Below are 21155 nucleotides of genomic sequence, written 5' to 3'. Positions count from 1 at the left end.
GCTACGGTGCGTCCCGGTCCTGATGGAAAACCCCGTGTGCGGCGGGGGCAAGGAGAAACGTTTCATGTCTTACGAGAGTCAGTCCCGTACCCTCACCTCGCCCCGTTTCACACAGCTGTTGGCGCCGTGGGGCCTCGGGATCCTGACGATCGTCGTCCTTCTCGTGGCGACGGCCCTGTTCTCGTGGGAGGTGGTGGAGGGCGGTGAGCCGGATCTCCGTCAGACGCTCGGTGGCGTCGTCCTCCTCGTTCACCTTCCCGCCGTTCTCTCCTACGCCGTCGGCACCTGGGTGGCCGGAGCGGTGCACCGGGCGCCGTCGAAGGACCACGGCCGCCGTCACCTGGCCGCCCTGTTGGTTCCTGCCGCGGCCGTTCAGCTCTTCGCCTTCCTGTCGGCACTTCCCGGCCCGAGCCTCATCGGAGTGCTGATCGCGCTGGTCGACCTCTTCGTCGGCTGTGCGCTTGGCTACGGCCTCGACCGCCTCCGCCGCCGGTAGTCGCCGATGGCCGCCGACGGGCGGCCGGTGCTCCCGGCCGAAGTCCGCCGAAGTCCGCCGAAGCCGGGTGGAGCGGTCGGCGTTTCGCCGGCCGCACGATGTGAGGGTGGGAGTCGGCTCGGGCGCCGACCCTTGTCCCCCCTTCCCGCCCCCGAACTCCGCCCCGTCCTAGAGCAAGTGATCCGCCTTGCCCGCCTTGATGTCGAGGATGAGGTTGCGGAGGGCTTCACGGCTGTCGGTGAGGTAACGATCCTCCTGGCCGAGGACGGCGATGTAGCTGTTGCCGTCCCCGTCGCTGCCGAGGCGGTAGCAGCTGGCACCCTCGCCGCAGTAAGGCTCTTCCCAGGTGATGTCCGGCATGGAACCCTCCTCAGGATTCGCGAGCGATCGCATCGATGAAGTCCCCTGATTCTCCGGGCGTCAGCGCGATCCGCTCCATCCAGTCCAGGTGGCCACGGTACTTGGACAACTGCGCTTCGGCGTAGAGGAAGTCCGGCCCGTGCGTACTGTCGACCTGCACGGTGTCGAGGCCGGGAACGGGCCCCTCTGCGTAGTTGACCGTCTGACCGGCGCCCGGAAAGGCACCCGCTTCGAAGGGGATGACGCGGAGCGTGACGTGCTCGCGTTCCGAGATCAGAAGCAGGTGCTCCAACTGGGCGCGTGTGACGTCCCGGCCTCCGAAGCGCATCCGTAGTGCCGCCTCGTGCACGAACCCGAGGTAGGGCGTCGGGTCGGGATCGTCCAACACCTGCTGACGTTCGATGCGGAGGGCGAGGCGCAGGGCGATTTCGTGTTCCGGCAGAGGCGGGATGACGACCCGGAACACGGCAAGGGCGTGGTCGCTGGTCTGGAGGATCCCTGGGATGTGCACCGAGTGGGCCGTTCGCATGCGTGTGGCGTGCGACTCCAGTTCGGCGATGTCCAGCAACCCTGCGGGCAGAGAACCGCGATAGCGCTCCCACCAGGCGTCCTTGGTGGGGCGGGCCATCTCGACCAGGGCGTCGACGTACGTGCCGTCCGCGCAGTCGCAGTTGCACGCGAGGGTGCGGATGCGTTCCTCGCTGATCGCTCGTACGCCCTGCTCGATGTTGGAGAGCCTGGACCGGTCCACGCCGAGCAGCCCGGCCGCCGTCTCGGCAGACATGCCGGCGGCCAGGCGCATCTTGCGCAACTCGCTTCCCAGGCGCCTCTGGCGCTCGGTCGGGGACGTCCTCTGAGCCATGCCCGTCCTTCCCTGTAGCTACGGCGCAGTCTGCCGGGTTGCGGGGCCCGTCTCCATGAGAAGGCAGATCTTTCTGGATCTGGTGGCAAATATGCCACCCGTGAACCTACTCTTGGTGATGCACCGCTCACGCAAAGCATCGAGTGGAAGTGCATCGCGCGGTCCTGCCCGCAACTCCTCCCCTGGGAGGGGCGGTCCCGCGTCAGGGAGACATGCCACCACTCGACTCCGCGACCCCGTGGGCCACTTGTGCGCGAGAAGCGAGATCCACGTGCTGAACGAATCCAGCGAGGTCCACTCCTCACCCCTCAGGGAGTCCGCCGTGTCGCCGTCCTTCCGCACCACCCTCTGTCCCGTGACCGCACCTTCCGCCGGGGGTGTGCCCCCGTCCGCGGCCCCGCCCGGGTTCGCGTACGGGCTCACGCTTCCCGGGGGCCCCGGCAGTGCGGGCGTCGCGCGTGCCGTCGTGCGGTCCGTGCTCCGTGCCCACGGGCTCGACCGGCATGCGCCACCCGCCCAACTCGCGGTCACCGAACTGATCGCGACGGCCGTCCGGCTCGGCCCCGGCGAGGACGTGCACCTCTTCCTCCGTCATCGCGAGGGCGCCCTGCGGTTGCTCCTCTGGGACCAGCACCCCCGCCACCGGGACCCCGGGGACGAGGGGCGCTGTGTCGAACGCCGCCGCCGGTCCCTGTGGTTGCTGGCGGCCGTCGTCGACGACTGGGGCGGGAAGTGGGGCACCGTCGAGGCCCGCCCGCCGCACCGGGGGACGAAGTCCTGGGTCGTACTGCCCCGCTAGGCGGGGCTGTCGTTCCCGGCGCCGGTCGCGCATTCGTACATACGCCCAAGCGGCCACGGAAGGGGGGCACTTGGCGCCCCTTGGGGAAAACGCGGCGAAAGACGGCGCCAGGAAAATGCAAATCCGGCGGGACGTAGGTGTCGGACAGGAGCATTCTGGAGAGATGGCGGCGATTCCGAACACGACCCCCAGCGTCCAACTGGTCAGCGATCTCATCACCCGCATCCCGGAGTTCAGGGGCGCGTACGAGACCCATGTCTTCCGTCAGGGCGACGTCCTGCCGCACGTGTTCTTCTGGGACGTCGTCCAGGACACCGTCCGCTCCTTCCTCGGGGAGGCTCCGGGTGCGGCCGACTGGCGCCGCACGCTGGCGTTCCTGGAGGAGCAGAGCGCGCGCGGCGTCCTCGACATCGACGAGGTGATCGTGACGTCCTTCCTCGGCGACCTGCCCTCGCCGCACGAGCCCGGGCACGCGATCGTCCATCAGCTCGGTCCCGTCATGGCGGCGAAGTTCGTCCGGATAAGACCCCTCGGCTGACGGCTGACACCGCTCGGGATAATCAGGCGCATGCCCCTGACCAGGCCCGATCGGCCCACCCTCGTCGCCCTCGGCGGCTATGCCCTCACCCGGCTCGTCGGCCTCCTGGTCCTCGTGCTCGCCGCCGGTGCGACCGGTGAGGACGGGCTGCACCGGCTCAGCGGGCGCTGGGACTCCGTCTGGTACGTGCGGATCGCCGAGCACGGCTACGGGTACGCGACGACCCTGCCGAACGGCGACGTCCACTCCGACCTCGCCTTCTTCCCGCTCCTCCCGCTGCTGGAGCGCGGCCTGTCCGCGGTGCTCCCGGTCGATGCGGCCACCGCCGGGCTGCTGGTCTCCTGGACCGCGGGGCTCGCCGCCGCCTGGGGCATCCACCGCTGCGGGGCACGGGTCGCCGGTCCCCGCGCGGGCGTGCTGCTCGCGGTGCTCTGGGGGGTGTACCCGACCGCCTTCGTGCAGTCGATGGCGTACACCGAGACGCTGTTCACGGCCTTCGCCGCCTGGTCCTTGTACGCGGTGCTGCGCGGGCGCTGGATCCTCGCCGGAGCGCTCTGCGCGGCGGCCGGACTCACCCGTCCGACCGCCGTGGCGCTGATCGCCGCCCTCGGCATCACGGCCCTCCTCGCCTTCGCGGACGAGCGGCGGTTGCCCCCGCGGACGGTGGCCGGAGTGCTCATCGCCCCGCTGGGCTGGCTCGGTCACGTCGCCTACGTCGGGGTGCGGGAGGGCAGCCCGACGGGCTACTTCGACGTGCAGGCGGCCTGGGGCAACTCCATCGACGGCGGGGTCGCCCTGGCCCTCTTCATCGTGGGCCTGCCGTGGCCGGCCGCCCTCGGCCTGGGGGCGGCGCTCGCCCTGCTCGGCTGGCTCGTCGTCCTGTGCGTACGGCAGCGGCAGCCGTTGCCGCTGCTCGTCTACACGGTCGGCGTCGTCCTGGTCTCCCTCGTCGGGGCCGCCTACTTCGGTTCCCGACCGCGCCTGATGATGCCGGCGTTCGGACTGCTGCTCCCGCCGGCCGCGGCCCTCGCCCGGGTGCGGACCCGCACCGCCGTGCCGGTCCTCGCGGGGCTCGCGCTCGCCTCCGCCTGGTACGGGGCCTTCACCCTGCTCGGTCCGGGCCCTCCGTGAGGAGTGGGTCCTCCGTGAGGAGCGGCGCCTCCGCGAGCGGGCGCCCCTGCGCGACGGCCACGCGCACCCGCACCCCCGGACGGAGTCCCCAGCCGGCCATGGCGCCGGCCTCCGCCTCCAGGACGTGCCGACCGAGCGGGCGGAGCATGCCGAGCCGTCCCGGCCGCATGGTGACCACGGACCGGACCGTGAACGAGCCGTCCAGGTGGGCCACGTCGATCGGGAACCGCATGCCGAAGGTGTGCACGCTGTTCGTCCGCACGATGAGCAGGGCCCCGGTGATCCCGGTCCGCCCCAGCAGCCCCCGCCGGCGTGCCCGGTATGAGGCCGCCACCTCCAGCTTGACGTCCGCACCGTCGGGCACGGTCAAGGTCCCCGTCCCGTCCACCCATTTCCCCATGCGCCCGACCGTACCGGCAGGGCCCCGGTGCGGGCACCCCGCCGTCGTCCGGGGCGCGGTCGCCCCGGACCGTCTTCGACGCGGGGCGGCTCACCGGGGAGGGCGCACCACTAGGGTCTGCCCCGTGTACGCCACGCTGATCGTCGTCGCCGCCCTGTGGGGAGCCGCCGCCGGGCTGTTCGTGCCCCGGGCCGCGTACCGGCTCTCCGTGGAGCCGGAGGAGCCGTGGCGGGAACGCTGTCCGGACGGCCACCCGCTCGTCGGGCCGGGCCGGGGCTGGCTCGGTGCTCCCGGACGGCGGGCCTGTGCCACCACCACGAGCCCGTTGCTCGCGCCGCTGCTCACCGCCGCTGCCTGCGCCGTGCTCGCCGCCGCCACCGGCGGCCCCCGGCCCGAGCTGGTGGTCTGGTGGCTCTGCGCACCCTTCGCGGTCCTCCTCGCCTGTGTGGACGTCCGGGTCCACCGCTTGCCGGACGGGGTGACGCTGCCGCTCGCCGCGGCCGTTCCGCTGCTCCTCGGGGGTGCCGCGCTCCTCCCGTACGGCGCCGGCTCCTGGACCCATGCGCTGCTCGGCGGTCTCGTCCTCGGCGGGGCCTACGGGGTGCTGGCCCTGATCAATCCGGGCGGCCTCGGTCTCGGCGACGTGAAACTGGCGCTTCCCCTGGGCGCCGCCCTCGGCTGGTACGGCTGGGGGGTGCTCTTCCTGGGGGCGTTCGCGGGTTTCCTGCTCGGCGCGGTGTACGGCTTCGGTCTCGTCCTGCTGCGGAGGGCCGACCGCTCCTCGGCGATCCCCTTCGGCCCCTTCATGCTCACCGGCGGCCTGTTGGGCCTCGCGCTGGGAGCGTTCACCGCCGTTCCCTGACGCTCCGGCCGCGCCCCTCCGGCCCCCGACCTGGCCGAACGCCCCTCGGAGCTCCTCCCGCGTCAACGGCGTGCCCCTCCGGGCGGGTCCCTCTTCGGGGGGACGGAACTCCGCCGCCACGCCGGGGCGCAAACCCGCCACACGGCCCCAGAACCCTTGTGACGCCTGGGATTCCAGCAATTCGAGGCACTTCGTTCGGCGCGCGTGGCACGCAGCACGACTAATGAAGGGTTATGGTGGAAACCCCCCCCTCGGGCCGGTCCGTATCCCCCCCACGGACCGGCCCGTTTTTCTTTTCCCCCGTCCGGTGCCTCCGGCGGCGTCAGCCCCGGCCGGCCCAGATGTTCGTGCCGGCGGTGTCGACGGCGAAGGAGTCGATCTCCTTGAGCTCCTCGTCCGTCAGCGGCGGGCCGGCGAGCGCGGCCACGTTCTCCTCCAGCTGGGCGACGCTGGAGGCGCCGATCAGGGCCGAGGTCATCCGCTCGTCCCGCAGCACCCACGCCAGCGCCAGCTGGGCGAGGGACTGCCCGCGCCGCTCGGCGATGTCGGCGAGGCCGCGCAGGCGCCGCAGCACCTCGTCGGAGAGCAGGTTCGGGTCGAGGGACTTGCCCTGGGTGGCCCGCGAACCCTCCGGGATGCCCTTCAGGTACTTGTTGGTGAGCAGCCCCTGGGCGAGCGGCACGAAGGAGATGCAGCCCATGCCGGCCGCCTCCAGGGTGTCGAGGAGGCCGTCCTCCTCGGTCCAGCGGTTGATCATCGAGTACGAGGGCTGGTGGATGAGCGCCGGGACGCCCATCTCCTTGAGGAGCCCTGCGGCCTCGGCGGTCTGCTCGCTGTTGTACGAGGAGACGCCGACGTACAGCGCCTTGCCCTGCTGCACCGCGGAGGCCAGCGCCCCCATGGTCTCCTCGAGCGGCGTGTGCGGGTCGAAGCGGTGCGAGTAGAAGATGTCGACGTAGTCGAGGCCCATCCGCTTGAGCGAGGCGTCGAGCGAGGACATCAGGTACTTGCGGGAGCCCCACTCGCCGTACGGCCCGGGGTGCATCAGGTAGCCGGCCTTCGTGGAGACGATCAGCTCGTCCCGGTAGGGCGCGAAGTCCTGGGCGAAGAGCTTGCCGAAGTTCAGCTCGGCGGAGCCGGGCGGCGGCCCGTAGTTGTTCGCCAGGTCGAAGTGGGTGACGCCGAGGTCGAAGGCGCGGCGCAGGATCGCGCGCTGGGATTCGAGCGCGCGGTCGTCGCCGAAGTTGTGCCAGAGACCGAGGGAGACGGCCGGCAGCTTGAGGCCGCTGCGGCCGGTGCGGCGGTACTCCATGGCGTCGTAGCGGTCCGGGGCGGCACGGTACAGGGGGGAATCAGTCACGTATCTCTGCTTATCACGGACTTGTGACAGTCCCGGGCTGGGAGCCCGTCGCCCGTGCGCAGTAGTCTGGCGCCCTCGGGGGCCGACACTGCATGGAGGGGTAAAGAACAGTGAACCTGCGAGACCTGGTGTACGGGCTCTACGCGCGCCGGGTGGAAGGCCGCCTCGACCATGCCCAGGTGCCCAAGCACATCGGGGTGATCCTCGACGGGAACCGTCGCTGGGCGAAGGCCTCCGGCGGAACGCCCGAGCAGGGACACAAGGCCGGCGCGGACAAGATCCAGGAGCTGCTCGGCTGGTGCGCCGAGACGGACGTCGAGGTCGTCACGCTCTGGATGCTCTCCACGGACAACCTGAACCGCCCCGAGGAGCAGCTCGTCCCGCTGCTCGGCATCATCGAGAACGCGGTGCGCGCGCTGGCCGCCGACGGCAGGTGGCGGGTCCACCACGTCGGCACGCTCGACCTGCTGCCCGCCCGCACGCAGTCGGTGCTGAAGGAGGCCGAGGAGGCCACCCGGACCAACACCGGGATACTGGTCAACGTCGCCGTGGGCTACGGCGGCCGGCAGGAGATCGCGGACGCGGTCCGCTCGCTGCTCCTGGAGCACGCGGAGCGGGGGACGAGCGTCGAGGAGCTCGCCGAGACCGTCGACGTCGAGCACATCTCGGAGCACCTCTACACCCGCGGCCAGCCCGATCCCGACCTGGTGATCCGCACCAGCGGTGAACAGCGCCTGTCCGGGTTCATGCTGTGGCAGAGCGCCCATTCCGAGTACTACTTCTGCGAGGTCCACTGGCCGGCCTTCCGCAAGGTCGACTTCCTGCGGGCGCTGCGGGACTACGCGGCCCGGCACCGGCGCTACGGAACCTGAGCCCTCCGGACGCCCCGACCTCCGGACGCCCGACCTCCGGCCGGAAGTTTCCGGTCGGAACCGATCACCTCGTGTTCATGAACACGTCGTCATATGCCATGGCATGGCAGCGGGTGTTCGAGGGCATATCCCTGGTGAAGTGAGCGGCACGGAGACCGCCACCCGGGAGGCCCCTTGCACCAGGACGACCGTGCGGGACACGTACGGAAGAAGCGGAGGGCCGAGGTTCGGCCCGCGCAGCGCGGCCTGAACCCGGTCCCATTCCGCAGCGACACCGGTTCCGTCGCACCCCGACCTCACAGGGGTCTTCAGAGGGGGTCTGTCCTTCCGTGGTGACCAGCACGAAGCGCCGCCTTTCCGACCGGCGCACCTATGTTCTCGACACCAGCGTCCTGCTGGCCGACCCCAATGCCGTCTCGCGCTTCGAGGAACACGAGGTGGTGCTCCCGATCGTCGTGGTGACGGAGCTCGAGGCCAAACGGCACCACCCCGAGCTCGGCTACTTCGCCCGGCAGGCGCTGCGCCTGCTCGACGACTTCCGGGTCCGGTACGGGCGCCTGGACGCCCCGCTCCCCATCGGGGACCTGGGCGGCACCCTGCGTGTCGAGCTCAACCATTCCGACCCCGGCGTCCTGCCCGCCGGCTACCGGTTGGGGGACAACGACTCACGGATCCTCGCGGTCGCGCGCAACCTCCAGGCGGAGGGGTACGACGTCACGGTCGTCTCCAAGGACCTGCCGCTGCGCATCAAGGCCTCTTCGGTCGGCCTCCTCGCGGAGGAGTACCGGGCCGAGTTGGCCATCACGGACGCCAACGGCTGGACCGGCATGTCCGAGCTGGCCCTCTCCGCGGACCAGATCGACCTGCTCTACGGCCAGGAATCGCTGTACGTGCCGGAGGCCGCCGGGCTTCCGGTCCACACCGGCCTGGTCCTCCAGTCCGAGCGCGGCAAGGCGCTGGGCCGGGTCACCCCCGAGGGGAACGTCCGGCTGGTCCGCGGCGACCGGGAGGCCTTCGGGCTCCGGGGCCGCAGCGCCGAGCAGCGGATCGCGCTCGACCTGCTGCTCGACCCGGACGTCGGCATCATCTCGATGGGCGGCCGGGCCGGCACCGGCAAGTCCGCGCTCGCGCTCTGCGCCGGCCTGGAAGCGGTCCTGGAGCGCCGTCAGCACCAGAAGGTGATGGTCTTCCGGCCGCTGTACGCGGTCGGCGGACAGGAGCTCGGCTATCTGCCCGGCAGCGAGGCCGAGAAGATGAGCCCCTGGGCCCAGGCCGTCTTCGACACCCTGTCCTCGGTCGCGGGCCGGGAGGTGATCGAGGAGGTCCTCGGGCGCGGGATGCTGGAGGTCCTGCCGCTCACCCACATCCGGGGCCGTTCGCTCCACGACGCCTTCGTCATCGTGGACGAGGCACAGTCCCTGGAACGCAATGTCCTCCTGACCGTTCTGTCCCGCATTGGTGCGAATTCCCGGGTGGTGTTGACCCATGACGTCGCCCAGCGGGACAACCTCCGGGTCGGTCGGTACGACGGAGTCGTCGCCGTGGTCGAGAAGCTGAAGGGGCATCCGCTCTTCGCCCACGTCACGCTCACCCGTTCCGAGCGCTCGCAGATCGCCGCGCTCGTGACGGAGATGCTGGAGGACGGTCAGGTCTGACCGATTCACACCTTTTCGTCTAGGTGTGGGAGTTGGCGCCACCCGGCAAAGCGGAGGAGCTTAGTCGGGTGGCGCACTGCTGTCCGCCCGATTCGTCAAAACACCTGCGTCCGCCGAGATGTGAGCTTTCACACGCAACGCAGAATTGCCTTGCGGTGTCGCCGTCCGGCAGAGTCTTGCTTCCGTCAGGCCCCGCATACGGCACAGGTGCACCCTCAGGGGTGCGCAACGCACCACACAACTCCACAGCCGTCCGCCGTATGCCGCCCACAGCACCACGGGCCCGCGTCTCCTGTGACCCGTTACGTCGGAGACCAGTGCCAGGGGCAAGATTTCGCCCGTGTGGTCACCTGTGCGGGCGTGCTGGAAGGAAACCGTGTGAGCCGGATCTCGGTCCGGGGATTCGCGGTGGCTTCGGCCACTGCGGTCACCACCGTCGGCGCCGTCGTCGGCGTCGCCTCGGGCAATGCCGCGCAGGCTTCGGACGACAACTTCGAGGCCACCGCGGCCGACACCACGCTGCTCGCGGACATCCCCGCGGGGGAGCAGGCCCAGGTACAGGTCGCCTCCCTGTCGGAGCAGGCCGACGTGCAGGCCGCCGCGGCCGACTCGGCCGCGAAGAAGTCCGCGGAGGAAGCGGCCCGCATCCGCGCCGCCAAGGACGCCGAGGAGAAGAAGGAAGCGGCCGACAAGGCCGCTGCCGAGGCGAAGGCCGAGAAGGAGCGCAAGGAGGCCGAGGAGCGCGCGAGCCGCTCCGCGGTCCGTGACGCCTCCTCCTTCGCCGCCCAGGGGTCGTACAGCATCGCCGAGGTCAAGGCGATGGCCCGGCAGATGATCCCGGCCGACCAGTTCCAGTGCTTCAGCAACATCGTGGACCACGAGTCCGGCTGGAACTACCGCGCCACCAACCCGTCGTCGGGCGCCTACGGCCTCGTCCAGGCCCTCCCCGGCTACAAGATGTCCTCGGCCGGTGCGGACTGGCAGACCAACCCCGCCACCCAGATCAAGTGGGGCCTCAACTACATGGACGGCCGCTACGGCAGCCCTTGTGGCGCCTGGTCGTTCTGGCAGGCCAACCGCTGGTACTAGCCCCAGCGCGCTCAACCTCGGGGAGCCTCCCGCCGTCCTACGGTGGGGGGCTCCTTGCATGTACCGTCGAGAGACCCACGGGCTTCCCTGGGTGAACGGGGAAGAGCGAGCGGGGGGAAGAAGGAAGAGATGTCCAGAGTGCCAGGGTGGCTGGGCCGGCTGGGCGCGGGCCTGAGTCACATGGGCAAGCGCCTCGACGAACGACGGGCCGAAGCGGAGCGAAACGATCCGCTCGGGCCGCCGTACGTGACTCCGGACACCATCGCGTACGAACCCCCGCCCGTACCCGCAGTCGCGCTTCCCCGGTCGGGCCCCGCCCCGGACGCCCCGGCCCCGCTCCCGGCCGCCGGAGCCGTCGCCGCGGGGGAGGGGGACCCCGCGGGGCCGGACCGCTCCGTGCCCGTGCCCCCCGCGTACCCCCCGACCGTCGCGGCCCGCCCCGATCCCGTCGACGCCATCCCCTGGGGCATGCGGGTGGCGGCCGAGGCGGGGTGGCGGCTGCTCGTCCTCGCCGGCACGGTCTGGGTGCTGATGAAGGTGATCAGCTCCGTGCAGCTGGTCGTCCTCGCCTTCGTCGCCGCCCTCCTCATCACCGCCCTGCTCCAACCCACCGTCGCGCTGCTCCGTCGGAAGGGCCTGCCCCGCGGGCTCGCCACCGCCGTCACCGCCGTCTCCGGCTTCGTGGTCATGGGACTGGTCGGCTGGTTCGTGGTCTGGCAGGTCATGGACAACATCGACAACCTGTCCGACCAGGTCAGGAACGGCATCGAGGAACTCAAGCGGGGCCTCCTCAACAGCCCCTTCCACGTCACCGAGCAGCAGATCAACGGCATCGCCAAGAACCTGAGCGACTCCGTCGGCACCAACGCCGAACAGATCACCCAGGTCGGGCTGCAGGGCGTCACCGTCGTCGTCGAGACCCTCACCGGCGTCCTGCTCGCCATGTTCTCGACGCTCTTCCTGCTCTACGATGGGAAGCGGGTCTGGGAATGGACGCTCAAGCTGGTCCCCGCCCAGGCCCGGCCGGGCGTCGCCGGCGCCGGTCCGCGGGCCTGGCGCACCCTCACCGCCTACGTCCGCGGCACGGTCCTCGTCGCCCTGATCGACGCCGTCTTCATCGGCCTCGGGCTCTGGTTCCTCGACGTGCCGATGGCGGTGCCGCTGGCCGTCTTCATCTTCCTCTTCGCCTTCATCCCGCTGGTCGGCGCCGTCATCTCGGGCGCCCTCGCGGTCGTCGTCGCCCTCGTCACCAACGGCTTCTTCATCTCGCTGATGGTGCTGCTCGTCGTCCTCGCCGTGCAGCAGATCGAGGGCCACGTCCTCCAGCCGTTCATCCTCGGCCGTGCGGTGCGGGTCCACCCGCTGGCCGTCGTCCTCGCCGTCGCGGCCGGCGGACTCACCGCGGGCATCGGTGGCGCCGTCGTCGCCGTCCCGCTGGTCGCCGTCGTCAACACCGTCGTCGGCTATCTGCGCGCCTACAGCACCGAGCAGGCGCTGCGCAGCACCCCGGAGCCGCGCGGGGCGACGGCCTTCGCCGTGGCGCCGGTCCCCGCGCCGGGCGCCGTCGAGGGGGAGCGCACGTGATATCCGAGCCGGAGCTGGTGGGGGGCGAACCGCTCGACGCCCCCGAGGTGCTCGACGCCGCCCCGTCCCCCCGCAGGCAGCGCACGCGCCCTCCCTGGCAGTGGGCCCTCGGCGGTGCGGTGCTCGCCTCGGCACTGTGGGGCGGCGGTCTCTACGCGTACGGGCAGCGCGCGGAGAGCGGACCGGACCTGGGCGGGTACACCGCGGAAACGAACCTCTGCGAGGCGTCCGAGCTCAAGGCGCTCGCCGGCGTCTTCGGCGCGCGGACCGCGGCCGGCGACCAGTCCGTCATGGACGACCCGGCCCTGTACGAGAGCTCCTGCATGATCACCTTCGGGTCCTCCGCGCCGAGGTACAGCGCCTCCGTCCGGTACACCCTGCACAGGATGACGGACCCCGGCCCCGAGTTCTCCGTACGGGCGAACTACCACGGCTTCTCCAAGCCCGTCGCCGGCCTCGGGGAGATGGCCTTCCTCGCCCAGCACGGCGACGACGGCGGCGAGCTCCGGGTGCTCGACGGACAGGTCGTCATCGAGCTGATGCTCTACCGGGAGTACGAGGTGGACGCGAGCGGCAATCCGGTCGACCCCGTGGCGCCGATGGACATGTCCGGGCTCGACGTTCCGATGACCCAGGACATGCAGGACGTCATCGCGGCGCTCAAGAAGTGACAGAAGGGCCCGGGGCGTGCGCCCCGGGCCCTCCTCGTACGGCCCCGCCCTACTCGGCGAGCACCGCTTCGGCGTCCAGCGTGACGCCGACCGCCTGGATCACCGCGGCGATCTTCACGGCCTCCTGGATGGTGGCACGGTCGACACCGGCCTGGCGCAGGACCTGCTCGTGCGAGTCCAGGCACTGGCCGCAGCCGTTGATCGCGGAGACGGCCAGCGACCACAGCTCGAAGTCGACCTTCTCGACGCCCGGGTTGCCGATGACGTTCATCCGCAGACCGGCGCGCATCGTCCCGTACTCGGGGTCCGACAGCAGGTGCCGGGTCCGGTAGAAGACGTTGTTCATCGCCATGATCGCGGCGGCGGACTTGGCTGCCTGGTACGCCTCGGGCTTCAGGTTCGCCTGGGCCTCGGGCTCCAGTTCCTTGAGCACCTTCGGCGAGCGCGAGGCGATCGCGCAGGCGAGCACGGTGCCCCACAGCTGCTGCTGCGGCAGGTCGCTGTTGCCGATGACCGAACCGAGGTTCAGCTTCAGGTCCTTGGCGAAGTCCGGTATGGCGGACTTCAGTTCGTCGAGAGCCATGTCAGATCACTCGCCCTTACTCGCCCGAGAGCAGCGCGGCGGCGTCAAGGGTGGTCTCGCCCTTGTTCCAGTTGCACGGGCACAGCTCGTCGGTCTGCAGGGCGTCGAGGACCCGCAGGACCTCCTTGGGGTTACGGCCGACGGAGCCGGCGGTCACCATGGTGAACTGGATCTCGTTGTTCGGGTCCACGATGAAGACGGCGCGCTGGGCGAAGCCGTCCTCGCCCTCGACGCCGCAGTCGCGCATGAGCTCGTGCTTCGAGTCGGCCAGCATCGGGAAGGGCAGGTCGCGCAGGTCGGCGTGGTCCTTCCGCCAGGCGTGGTGGACGAACTCGGAGTCGCCCGAGACGCCGAGGATCTGGGCGTCGCGGTCGGCGAACTCGTCGTTCAGCTTGCCGAACGCGGCGATCTCGGTCGGGCAGACGAAGGTGAAGTCCTTCGGCCAGAAGAACACCACGCGCCACTTGCCCTCGTAGGACTTGTGGTCGATCTGCTCGAACTCCTTGCCGCTCTCCAGCGACACGCAGGCGGTCAGGTCGTAGGCGGGGAACTTGTCACCGACAGTGAGCACGCGCTCTCCTTGCGGAAAGGAAGGGTCCCTTTTGGGGTCTTCCGTGGGGGTTGGACGTCTCACATCCTGGCACGGGGTGCATTGATCAGTGAAATAGCTAGACTCGGTCGAGTTGATCGAAGGTGGTTATCAGTGGTTTCCGTTCGGCGTACCAAGCAGCCGAGCCTCTCGCAGCTCAGGGCGTTCGCTGCGGTCGCCGAGCATCTGCACTTCCGCGATGCGGCAGCCGCCATCGGCATGAGCCAGCCCGCCCTCTCGGGCGCGGTTTCGGCCCTCGAAGAGGCACTCGGTGTCCAGCTCCTTGAGCGTACGACGCGGAAGGTGCTGCTCTCGCCCGCGGGGGAGCGGCTCGCGGTCCGCGCCCGGGCGGTCCTCGACGCGGTCGCCGAACTGATGGAGGAGGCCGAGGCCGCGCAGGCCCCCTTCACCGGCGTCCTCCGGCTCGGCGTGATCCCGACCGTCGCCCCCTATCTGCTGCCGACGGTGCTCCGGCTCGTCCACCACCGCTACCCCGAACTCGACCTCCAGGTCCACGAGGAGCAGACCTCCTCGCTCCTGGAGGGGCTCGCCGCCGGGCGCCTCGACCTGCTGCTGCTCGCGGTGCCGCTCGGAGTGTCCGGGGTCACCGAAGTCCCCCTCTTCGAGGAGGACTTCGTCCTGGTCACCCCACAGGACCACGAGCTGGCCGGGCGGCAGGACATCCCGCGCGAGGTGCTCAAGGAGCTCCGGCTGCTGCTCCTCGACGAAGGGCACTGCCTGCGCGACCAGGCCCTCGACATCTGCCGGGAGGCCGGCCGCACCGACGGCGCCGAGGTCACCACCACCGCCGCCGGGCTCTCCACGCTGGTCCAACTGGTCGCGGGCGGACTCGGGGTCACGCTGCTGCCCCGCACCGCCGTGACCATCGAGACCGCCCGCAACACCGCCCTCCGCACCGGCTCCTTCGACGCACCGGCCCCCTCGCGACGGATCGCCCTCGCGATGCGGACGGGAGCGGCCCGGCAGGCCGAGTTCACGGAACTGGCACGGGCCCTGCGCGGGGCGATGAAGCGGCTGCCGGTCAGACTGGCGGAGGACGGGGCCTGACCCCGTGCCCCGGGGCACGACGGGCCCGGACCCGCACGGGCCCGGACCCGCACGGGCGAAGGGTGCCGGGCCCCGTCCCGGGGACAGTGCCCGACGCCCTTCTCGTACGTGTGGACGGAGGGTTACTCCGTGCGCAGCCCGTCCGCCCGCATCAGCCGCCACAGCGCCGGCACGCTCAGCAGCGTCACGGCGGCGATCAGCCCGAGGCCGATCCCGACGACCGGCAGGAACGCCCACCAGTCCCGGACCCCCTGACCGCTCGTCTCCAGCAGCAGGCCCCCGAGACCGAGTCCGCCCACCACGGCGAGGGCCAGCCCGAGGAGGACGGGCACCGCCGTCTGCCACAGCACCGACCAGATCAGGGTCGACCGCCGGGTGCCGAAGGCGACCAGCGAGGAGAGCAGCCGCTTGCGGTCCCTGAGCTGCTCCACGGTGGTGACCAGGAGCGAAGCGGCGACCAGGAGCATCGTCAGGGTGGAACCGACGAGGATGCCGGTGCGGACGCTGGAGAAGGCCGCGTCGCGCTGGGTGTTTTCGAGGGTGCGGACCCAGGAGGTCGGATCGATGTCCGCTGCCGCGTTCCGCACCAGGTCGGCGGCGTCGGGCACGCTCGGGTCGAGCCGCACCATGATCTGTGCGTCGGGCCCGTCGAGCCGGGCCACGTCGATCGACGACGGGGTGGCGAGCACTCCGTACTGGTGGCGGCCCGTCGGGTCCGGGCGGGAGTCCACCCACCGGGCGTCGGCGGGGATCCGCCACTGCGGCGGTCGGCCCTCCGGGCGCTTCGGGGCGCTCGGGTGCGGATGCGGGTCCCGCAGGGCGACCGTGGCGCCGGGGCGGGCCGCCCGGGTGATCCAGGCGTCGTCCGGGCTGCCCTGGGCGCCGTGCGCGAGGAGCACGAAGACGTCGCCGTCCGCACAGGAGGGGAGCGTCGCGAACTCCCGGAGGGAGGCGCAGTCGCCGACCCTGAGCGAGGTCGTCGGGGCGAACTCCTCGCTCCCCCGCAGCGGTCCGGGCCGCCACGCCTGCGACTCGACGGTGCCGACCGCGCCGGCGACCCCCCGGGTCCCCGCGACGCGTTCGATCATCCGACGGGCCTCGTCACCGGTCCGGGCGTCGAGGCCGATCGCGAGCTGGGCGCGGGAGGTGTCCTCGCCCGTGTACTCCGTGAAGTCGCCCTCCATCGCCTGGAAGAGCATCTGGAGCGCGATCGCCCCGGCCGCCGCGACGACGACGCCGCTCACCGCACGGGCCGCCGTGCCGCTGCTCAGCTGGAGCCTGCGGACCGCGAGTTGCCAGGCCACCGGTCCCGCGTGCAGCCGCTTCACGCCGAACTCGACGAGCCACGGCAGGAGCGCGGTGAGGCCGATCAGGACGAGTGCGGTGCCGGTCACGACCCCCACGGCGTCGATGTCGGTCCGCGACGGCTGCACCGCGCCGACGAGGGGCGCGAGGACGGCCGCACCGGCCGCGAGGAGCAGCAGTCGCCACCACAGCCTGCGGCGGCGCGGGGTCGAGGTCCGGACGACCCCCAGGGGCTCGATCGCGACCCCGCGCAGGGCGAAGAGGGTGACCACGACGGAGGCGACCGGGACGACGGCGAGGACGAGCACGGCCAGCGTCGTCATCGGCACGACGTCGCCGGGGTAGGCGTTGACGTCCCAGAGGGTGAAGGAGCCGGCGAACTGCCGGGCCGCCGCGAAGAGCCCGGTGCCCACCAGCAGGCCGAGGAGCGCGCCCGCGAGGGACTCGCCGGCCGCGATCCGCCGGGTCATGGCGCCGTCCGCGCCGATCAGCCGGAGCGCGGCGAGCCGCCGGTCGCGCTGCTCGCCGCCGAACCGGACGGCGGTCGCGACGAAGACGAGCACCGGGAGGAGCAGGACGACGCAGGCGACGACGACGAGGAGGACCAGCAAGGCGTTCATCGGCTCCTCGGGCACCGACCAGCCGTACCGGATGCCGCGTCCGTCGTAGTTCTCCCGGTCGAGGAAGTCGACGTGCGCGACGTAGCGCAGCTCGGCCGGGCCGATGAGGCCGGCCTCGCCGATCGTCCCGACGACCCGGTAGGGGAGCCGTTCCTTGAGGAGGGCGCCTTCGGGGGAGTCGAGCAGTTCGCCGAGCGCGGGGGAGACCAGCATGCCGCCCACCGGGGGGAACGCCGTCGCGCCGGGCGGGACCGGGGGCGCCCCGCCCTCGGGGCGCAGCAGCAGCCCGCTGATCACCTCCTCCCGGTAGACGGTGGTCTGCCCGAGGTGCAGGAAGGAATCGGGACGGGGCGAGGCGACCTCGTGGCTGCCGTCGACGGCACGGACCGATTCGCGCACCTCCCGCTGGAAGAGCATGTTCGGGAACGAAGCGGCGAGGAGCAGCAGGGCCACGCCGAAGCCGACGCCGGTCGCGGTCAGCAGGGTGCGGAACAGGCCGGAGCGGCCTCCGGTGACCGCGAACCTGGCACCGAGCGCCAGGTCGCGGGCCTGGGAGCGCAGACTCATGCCGCCCGCTCCGGGGACCGTACCGCCCCGTCCCGCACGACCACCTCGCGGTCGGAGTACGCGGCGACCCGGGCCTCGTGGGTGACGAGGACGACGGCGGCGCCGGTGTCCCGGGAGGCGTCGGTGAGGAGCTGCATCACCCGCTCCCCGTTGAGGGAGTCGAGCGCGCCGGTCGGCTCGTCGGCAAAGATCACCCGGGGAGAGGTGACCAGGGCCCGGGCGACGGCGACGCGCTGGCCCTGGCCGCCGGATATGTCGCCGGGGCGCTTGCGGGCGGTGTCGTCGACCTCCAGGCGGGCCAGCCACTCGGCCGCCCTGGCCTCGGCGGCCCGGCGCTTCTCGCCGGCCAGCCGCAGCGGGAGGGCGACGTTCTCGACGCAGGTCAGCTCGGGAACGAGCTGGCCGAACTGGAAGACGAAGCCGAAGTCGGTGCGGCGCAGGGCGCTGCGCGCGCCGTCGGAGAGCGCGGTCAGTTCGCGCCCGTCGTAGTCGACGGTGCCGGCGTCGGGGCGCACGATGCCCGCCAGGCAGTGCAGCAGCGTGGACTTGCCGGAGCCGGAGGGGCCCATGACGGCGACGACCTCGCCGGCCCGGAGGGCGAAGTCGGCGTTCGCGAGCGCCGTGGTCGGGCCGTAGGCCTTGGACAGGCCGGTGGCCCGCAGGAGCGGTGCGGAGGTCATCGGCGGAGCTCCTGGGAGAGGGCGTCGAGTCGGGCCGCGGTCAGTTCCAGCCAGCGCAGGTCCGCTTCCAGGTGGAAGAGGGCGTGGTCGCAGATGAGCTGGTCGGCGAGGTCGCCGGTCCGCTTGCGGTGGGTGAGTTCGCGCATCAGGCGCAGGTGTTCGGCCCGTTGGGCGTCGAGGATCTCGGCGGCCCCGCGGCCGGTGAGCAGGGCCAGGACGACCTTGGTGTAGAGCGTGGACTGGAGGTACGGCTCGGGCTTCTCGGGGGTGGCGAGCCACCGGGCGACGTCGGTGATGCCCGCCTCGGTGATCGCGTACCGCTTCCGCTCCGGACCGCCACCGGTTTCGAGGCCGTCGACGACGACCAGTCCGTTCTTCAGGAGCCGGGACATGGTCGAGTAGACCTGGCCGTAGTGGAGCGGTCGGTCCTGGCCGAACCGCTCGTCGAAGGTGCGCTTGAGGTCGTAGCCGTGGCGCGGTCCGGACTCCAGGAGTCCGAGCAGGGTGTGACCGATGGACATGTGGCTCACTATACGCGCGATGTATACGCGTCATGTATAGATCGTCGTGCCCCGGACCCCTCCGATCCGCCCGCAAGGAGTCCCTTAAGCGGAATCACACTTTCGTGCAACCCTCGGGGCCTTTGGAGCGTCGGTTCCTCTGGGCGTGGGTGCTGATTCTCACGCCCTGAAAAGACGTGATCGGTTGTCCTTTGTCCGTCTCGTCGGTGTTAGCTTGCTGAGCTGATCCGGCGCGGACCGGGCTCAGCGCCGAGACGGTGGACACATGACGAGCGGAGCGACGGGACACATGGGCCAACCGGACAAGGGCAAGGCGAAGAAGCGCGGCATACGCCGCCTCTTCACCTGGAAGAAGCTTCTTGGCACGTTCTTCGTGTTCTGCCTGCTCGGCATGGGGGCGCTCTACGTCGTCTACCTCATGGTCCCGGTGCCGAGCGCCAACGCCGAGGCGACCATGCAGAGCAACATCTACAAGTACGCCGACGGCAAGATCCTCGCCCGCACCGGAAAGATCAACCGGGAGATCGTCGGCCTGGACGAGATCCCGGTCGAGGTCCAGAAGGCCTTCGTGGCGGCCGAGAACAAGTCCTTCTACGAGGACAACGGCGTCGACATCAAGGGCACCACCCGCGCCGCCTGGAACACCGTCACGGGCAAGGGCAAGCAGGGCGGCTCGACCATCACCCAGCAGTACGTCAAGAACTTCTACCTGAGCCAGGACCAGACGGCCACCCGCAAGCTCAAGGAAATGGTCATCGCCATCAAGGTGGACCAGCAGATGACCAAGAGCGACATCCTCGCCGGGTACATGAACACCAGCTACTACGGTCGCTCCGCCTACGGCGTCCAGGCCGCCGCCCGGTCCTACTACGGCGTCGACGCCCCCAAGCTCACCACCGCCCAGGGCGCCTACCTCGCCTCCCTGCTCCAGGCGCCCAACCAGTACGACTGGAACTCCGCGAGCACCACCGGCCGCAAGCTCGTCGAGGAGCGTTGGAACTACGTCCTCGACAACATGGTGGACGAGGGCTGGCTGTCGCCGACCGAGCGCGCCACCATGAAGTTCCCCGTCCCGCAGAAGCCCAAGCCCGCCCCCGGCATGGAGGGCCAGACCGGCTACATCGTCGAGGCCGCCAACCAGGAGCTGATGCGCCAGGGCGTCAGCGAAGAGGACATCAAGGCCGGCGGCTGGACGATCACCCTCAACATCGACGAGAAGAAGCAGAAGGCCCTCGTCAAGGCGGTCGACAAGCAGCTGGAGTCCAAGCTCGACCGCAAGGGCGACGAGAAGCAGGCCACCGTCCAGGCCGGCGCCACCTCCGTCGACCCGAAGACCGGTGCGGTCGTCGCCCTGTACGGAGGCGTCGGCGCCACCGAGCACTGGATGTCCAACGCGACCCGCCGCGACTACCAGCCGGCCTCCACCTTCAAGCCGATCGTCCTCGCCTCCGCCGTCGACAACCGCGCGGTCACCCAGGACGGCCGTCGCATCGGCATCGGCACCATCTACGATGGCGACAGCCAGCGGCCGGTCGTCGGCAGTTCCATCCCGTTCGCCCCGGAGAACGAGGACGACCGGAACTACGGGCCCATCACCGTCCAGAGGGCCACCAACAGCTCGGTCAACTCGGTCTACGCCCAGATGATCGTCGACGTTACTCCGGCCAAGACCAAGAAGACCGCCCTCGCCCTCGGCATGAAGGACGGCGTGGACTTCCCGGAGAGCCCCGCCATCTCCCTCGGCACCATGGGCGCCTCCACCATGGACATGGCCGGCGTCTACGCCACGCTCGACAACCACGGCAAGAAGGTCACCCCGACCCTGGTGAAGACCGCCAGCCACCGGGACCGCACGGTCGAGGGCGCCGAGGCGATCGGCGGTCAGGTCATCAGCCGCGAGGCCGCCGACACCGCCACCCAGGCGATGCGGGGCGTCGTGCGCAACGGCTCCGGCTTCCGCGCCGCCGGTGACTACGAAGCCGCAGGCAAGACCGGCACCTCCGAGAACAACCGCTCCGCCTGGTTCGTGGGTTACACCCCCGAACTCGTCACCGCCGTCGGCCTCTTCGGCGAGGACGAGAAGGGCAACCAGGTGACCCTCAGCAACACCATCAACTCGGGCCGCGCGAACGGCGGCGGCACCCCCGCCAAGATCTGGGGCGACTACACCACCCGCGCCCTCGGCGGCGGCTCCGACGCGAGCTTCGACCTGGAGACCGACGGCGCCGCCCCGGACGGCACCCTGCCGGAGCCCACCGCGACCTCCGAGGCCTCCGAGGAGGAGCCGACGGAGGAACCGACCACGGCCCCGCCGTCGCCGACGTCCCCGCCGACCTCGACGGCCACCACGCCGCCGCAGCCGACGGAGGACCCCGTCACCACGCCGCCGGAGCCCACCCAGGAGCCCACGGCCTCCGAGGAGCCGTCCCCGCCGCCGTCGATCGAGCCGCCGGACGTCCTCGACCCCATCCAGGGCGGCAGCAGCACCCGCCCGCCGCGTTGACCACGTGCTGAGGGCCGGCCCCCCCGGGGGGGGGCCGGCC

21 protein-coding genes are annotated in these 21155 nt (G+C 71.1%); 12 read left to right on the top strand and 9 right to left on the bottom strand.

The features are described from left to right. The first annotated feature begins 64 nt into the window (after window positions 1-64). The gene (locus ACFW22_RS05735) at window positions 65-496 is read left to right on the top strand and encodes a hypothetical protein (RefSeq protein ID WP_386399359.1); all 432 of its coding nucleotides are present in this window, start codon (window positions 65-67) and stop codon (window positions 494-496) included. A 168-nt stretch (window positions 497-664) separates the two neighbouring features. Here ACFW22_RS05735 and ACFW22_RS05730 read toward each other — a convergent pair whose 3' ends face one another. Together ACFW22_RS05730 and ACFW22_RS05725 are read right to left on the bottom strand one after the other, a co-directional pair. Then, entirely contained in the window at window positions 665-856 is a 192-nt protein-coding gene (locus ACFW22_RS05730) for a hypothetical protein (RefSeq protein WP_386399357.1), read from the bottom strand. Between the two features lie 10 nt (window positions 857-866). Further along, on the bottom strand, window positions 867-1718 hold the full coding sequence (locus ACFW22_RS05725; protein WP_386399353.1) for a helix-turn-helix domain-containing protein: 852 nt from the start codon (window positions 1716-1718) through the stop codon (window positions 867-869). Between the two features lie 355 nt (window positions 1719-2073). Between ACFW22_RS05725 and ACFW22_RS05720 the strand changes: the two genes are divergently transcribed. The 3 genes from ACFW22_RS05720 to ACFW22_RS05710 all read left to right on the top strand — a co-directional run bounded on the left by ACFW22_RS05720 (window position 2074) and on the right by ACFW22_RS05710 (window position 4186). Further along, window positions 2074-2517 carry an ATP-binding protein gene (locus ACFW22_RS05720; protein WP_386399350.1) on the top strand — a complete coding sequence of 148 codons (444 nt, stop codon included), beginning with the start codon at window positions 2074-2076 and terminating at the stop codon, window positions 2515-2517. Between the two features lie 163 nt (window positions 2518-2680). After that, window positions 2681-3055: a hypothetical protein gene (locus tag ACFW22_RS05715; protein WP_386399347.1), complete on the top strand. Its 375-nt coding sequence runs from the start codon at window positions 2681-2683 to the stop codon at window positions 3053-3055. Between the two features lie 30 nt (window positions 3056-3085). Beyond that, complete coding sequence (locus tag ACFW22_RS05710) at window positions 3086-4186, top strand: hypothetical protein (RefSeq protein ID WP_386399344.1); 1101 nt, start codon at window positions 3086-3088, stop codon at window positions 4184-4186. On the opposite strand, the gene ACFW22_RS05705 is transcribed toward ACFW22_RS05710, so the two are convergent. After that, window positions 4158-4586, bottom strand: a complete 429-nt coding sequence (locus ACFW22_RS05705; protein WP_386399341.1) for a DUF192 domain-containing protein — start codon at window positions 4584-4586, stop codon at window positions 4158-4160. The genes ACFW22_RS05710 and ACFW22_RS05705 overlap by 29 nt on opposite strands. Before the next feature lie 124 nt (window positions 4587-4710). Here ACFW22_RS05705 and ACFW22_RS05700 point away from each other — a divergent pair, with 124 nt between their 5' ends. Beyond that, window positions 4711-5448 carry a prepilin peptidase gene (locus ACFW22_RS05700; RefSeq protein ID WP_386399338.1) on the top strand — a complete coding sequence of 246 codons (738 nt, stop codon included), beginning with the start codon at window positions 4711-4713 and terminating at the stop codon, window positions 5446-5448. Between the two features lie 322 nt (window positions 5449-5770). Here the strand turns inward: ACFW22_RS05700 and mgrA are convergent, their stop codons facing one another. Beyond that, window positions 5771-6808, bottom strand: coding sequence for an L-glyceraldehyde 3-phosphate reductase (mgrA, locus tag ACFW22_RS05695; RefSeq protein ID WP_386399335.1), 1038 nt, complete (start codon window positions 6806-6808; stop codon window positions 5771-5773). Window positions 6809-6918: 110 nt separating this feature from the next. Between mgrA and ACFW22_RS05690 the strand changes: the two genes are divergently transcribed. The 5 genes from ACFW22_RS05690 to ACFW22_RS05670 all read left to right on the top strand — a co-directional run bounded on the left by ACFW22_RS05690 (window position 6919) and on the right by ACFW22_RS05670 (window position 12679). After that, window positions 6919-7680, top strand: a complete 762-nt coding sequence (locus tag ACFW22_RS05690; protein ID WP_384874678.1) for an isoprenyl transferase — start codon at window positions 6919-6921, stop codon at window positions 7678-7680. A 329-nt stretch (window positions 7681-8009) separates the two neighbouring features. Next, the gene (locus ACFW22_RS05685) at window positions 8010-9335 is read left to right on the top strand and encodes a PhoH family protein (RefSeq protein ID WP_384874676.1); all 1326 of its coding nucleotides are present in this window, start codon (window positions 8010-8012) and stop codon (window positions 9333-9335) included. A gap of 378 nt (window positions 9336-9713) precedes the next feature. Then, window positions 9714-10424, top strand: a complete 711-nt coding sequence (locus tag ACFW22_RS05680) for a transglycosylase SLT domain-containing protein (RefSeq protein ID WP_386399328.1) — start codon at window positions 9714-9716, stop codon at window positions 10422-10424. Between the two features lie 129 nt (window positions 10425-10553). Then, window positions 10554-12008, top strand: coding sequence for an AI-2E family transporter (locus tag ACFW22_RS05675; RefSeq protein WP_386399324.1), 1455 nt, complete (start codon window positions 10554-10556; stop codon window positions 12006-12008). Next, window positions 12005-12679, top strand: coding sequence for a hypothetical protein (locus tag ACFW22_RS05670; RefSeq protein WP_386399321.1), 675 nt, complete (start codon window positions 12005-12007; stop codon window positions 12677-12679). The genes ACFW22_RS05675 and ACFW22_RS05670 overlap by 4 nt, the downstream gene beginning before the upstream one ends. Before the next feature lie 49 nt (window positions 12680-12728). Here the strand turns inward: ACFW22_RS05670 and ACFW22_RS05665 are convergent, their stop codons facing one another. Then, window positions 12729-13262: an alkyl hydroperoxide reductase gene (locus ACFW22_RS05665; RefSeq protein WP_030222466.1), complete on the bottom strand. Its 534-nt coding sequence runs from the start codon at window positions 13260-13262 to the stop codon at window positions 12729-12731. A gap of 16 nt (window positions 13263-13278) precedes the next feature. Further along, window positions 13279-13833 carry a peroxiredoxin gene (locus ACFW22_RS05660; protein WP_386399317.1) on the bottom strand — a complete coding sequence of 185 codons (555 nt, stop codon included), beginning with the start codon at window positions 13831-13833 and terminating at the stop codon, window positions 13279-13281. 132 nt (window positions 13834-13965) lie between these two features. Here ACFW22_RS05660 and ACFW22_RS05655 point away from each other — a divergent pair, with 132 nt between their 5' ends. Continuing rightward, window positions 13966-14919: a hydrogen peroxide-inducible genes activator gene (locus ACFW22_RS05655; protein WP_386399315.1), complete on the top strand. Its 954-nt coding sequence runs from the start codon at window positions 13966-13968 to the stop codon at window positions 14917-14919. 122 nt (window positions 14920-15041) lie between these two features. Here the strand turns inward: ACFW22_RS05655 and ACFW22_RS05650 are convergent, their stop codons facing one another. The 3 genes from ACFW22_RS05650 to ACFW22_RS05640 are packed head-to-tail and all read right to left on the bottom strand — an operon-like array spanning window position 15042 to window position 18612. Further along, the gene (locus ACFW22_RS05650; protein WP_386399313.1) at window positions 15042-17411 is read right to left on the bottom strand and encodes an FtsX-like permease family protein; all 2370 of its coding nucleotides are present in this window, start codon (window positions 17409-17411) and stop codon (window positions 15042-15044) included. Next, a complete protein-coding gene (locus ACFW22_RS05645; protein WP_386399309.1) occupies window positions 17408-18091 on the bottom strand; it encodes an ABC transporter ATP-binding protein in 684 nt (227 codons plus the stop codon). Before ACFW22_RS05645 ends, ACFW22_RS05650 begins: the two co-directional genes overlap by 4 nt. Next, window positions 18088-18612, bottom strand: a complete 525-nt coding sequence (locus ACFW22_RS05640; RefSeq protein WP_386399306.1) for a PadR family transcriptional regulator — start codon at window positions 18610-18612, stop codon at window positions 18088-18090. Before ACFW22_RS05640 ends, ACFW22_RS05645 begins: the two co-directional genes overlap by 4 nt. A gap of 289 nt (window positions 18613-18901) precedes the next feature. Here ACFW22_RS05640 and ACFW22_RS05635 point away from each other — a divergent pair, with 289 nt between their 5' ends. Continuing rightward, window positions 18902-21115 (top strand): transglycosylase domain-containing protein, encoded by a 2214-nt coding sequence (locus ACFW22_RS05635; RefSeq protein ID WP_386399512.1) that lies wholly within the window; start codon window positions 18902-18904, stop codon window positions 21113-21115. Window positions 21116-21155 lie beyond the last annotated feature (40 nt).

This window comes from Streptomyces sp. NPDC058872, from assembly GCF_042743065.1.
Lineage (GTDB): Bacteria > Actinomycetota > Actinomycetes > Streptomycetales > Streptomycetaceae > Streptomyces.
The sequence above is the reverse complement of the archived record's forward strand: the minus strand, read 5'-3'. Positions and strand labels throughout refer to the sequence as shown.

What these genes read in the sequence shown, in the direction of transcription:
- ACFW22_RS05735 (WP_386399359.1), top strand. Translation starts at nt 65, where the DNA reads ATGTCTTACGAGAGTCAGTCCCGTACCCTCACCTCGCCCCGTTTCACA.
- ACFW22_RS05730 (WP_386399357.1), bottom strand. Translation starts at nt 856, where the DNA reads ATGCCGGACATCACCTGGGAAGAGCCTTACTGCGGCGAGGGTGCCAGC.
- ACFW22_RS05725 (WP_386399353.1), bottom strand. Translation starts at nt 1,718, where the DNA reads ATGGCTCAGAGGACGTCCCCGACCGAGCGCCAGAGGCGCCTGGGAAGC.
- ACFW22_RS05715 (WP_386399347.1), top strand. Translation starts at nt 2,681, where the DNA reads ATGGCGGCGATTCCGAACACGACCCCCAGCGTCCAACTGGTCAGCGAT.
- ACFW22_RS05710 (WP_386399344.1), top strand. Translation starts at nt 3,086, where the DNA reads ATGCCCCTGACCAGGCCCGATCGGCCCACCCTCGTCGCCCTCGGCGGC.
- ACFW22_RS05705 (WP_386399341.1), bottom strand. Translation starts at nt 4,586, where the DNA reads ATGGGGAAATGGGTGGACGGGACGGGGACCTTGACCGTGCCCGACGGT.
- ACFW22_RS05675 (WP_386399324.1), top strand. Translation starts at nt 10,554, where the DNA reads ATGTCCAGAGTGCCAGGGTGGCTGGGCCGGCTGGGCGCGGGCCTGAGT.
- ACFW22_RS05665 (WP_030222466.1), bottom strand. Translation starts at nt 13,262, where the DNA reads ATGGCTCTCGACGAACTGAAGTCCGCCATACCGGACTTCGCCAAGGAC.
- ACFW22_RS05650 (WP_386399313.1), bottom strand. Translation starts at nt 17,411, where the DNA reads ATGAGTCTGCGCTCCCAGGCCCGCGACCTGGCGCTCGGTGCCAGGTTC.
- ACFW22_RS05645 (WP_386399309.1), bottom strand. Translation starts at nt 18,091, where the DNA reads ATGACCTCCGCACCGCTCCTGCGGGCCACCGGCCTGTCCAAGGCCTAC.
- ACFW22_RS05640 (WP_386399306.1), bottom strand. Translation starts at nt 18,612, where the DNA reads ATGTCCATCGGTCACACCCTGCTCGGACTCCTGGAGTCCGGACCGCGC.
- ACFW22_RS05635 (WP_386399512.1), top strand. Translation starts at nt 18,902, where the DNA reads ATGGGCCAACCGGACAAGGGCAAGGCGAAGAAGCGCGGCATACGCCGC.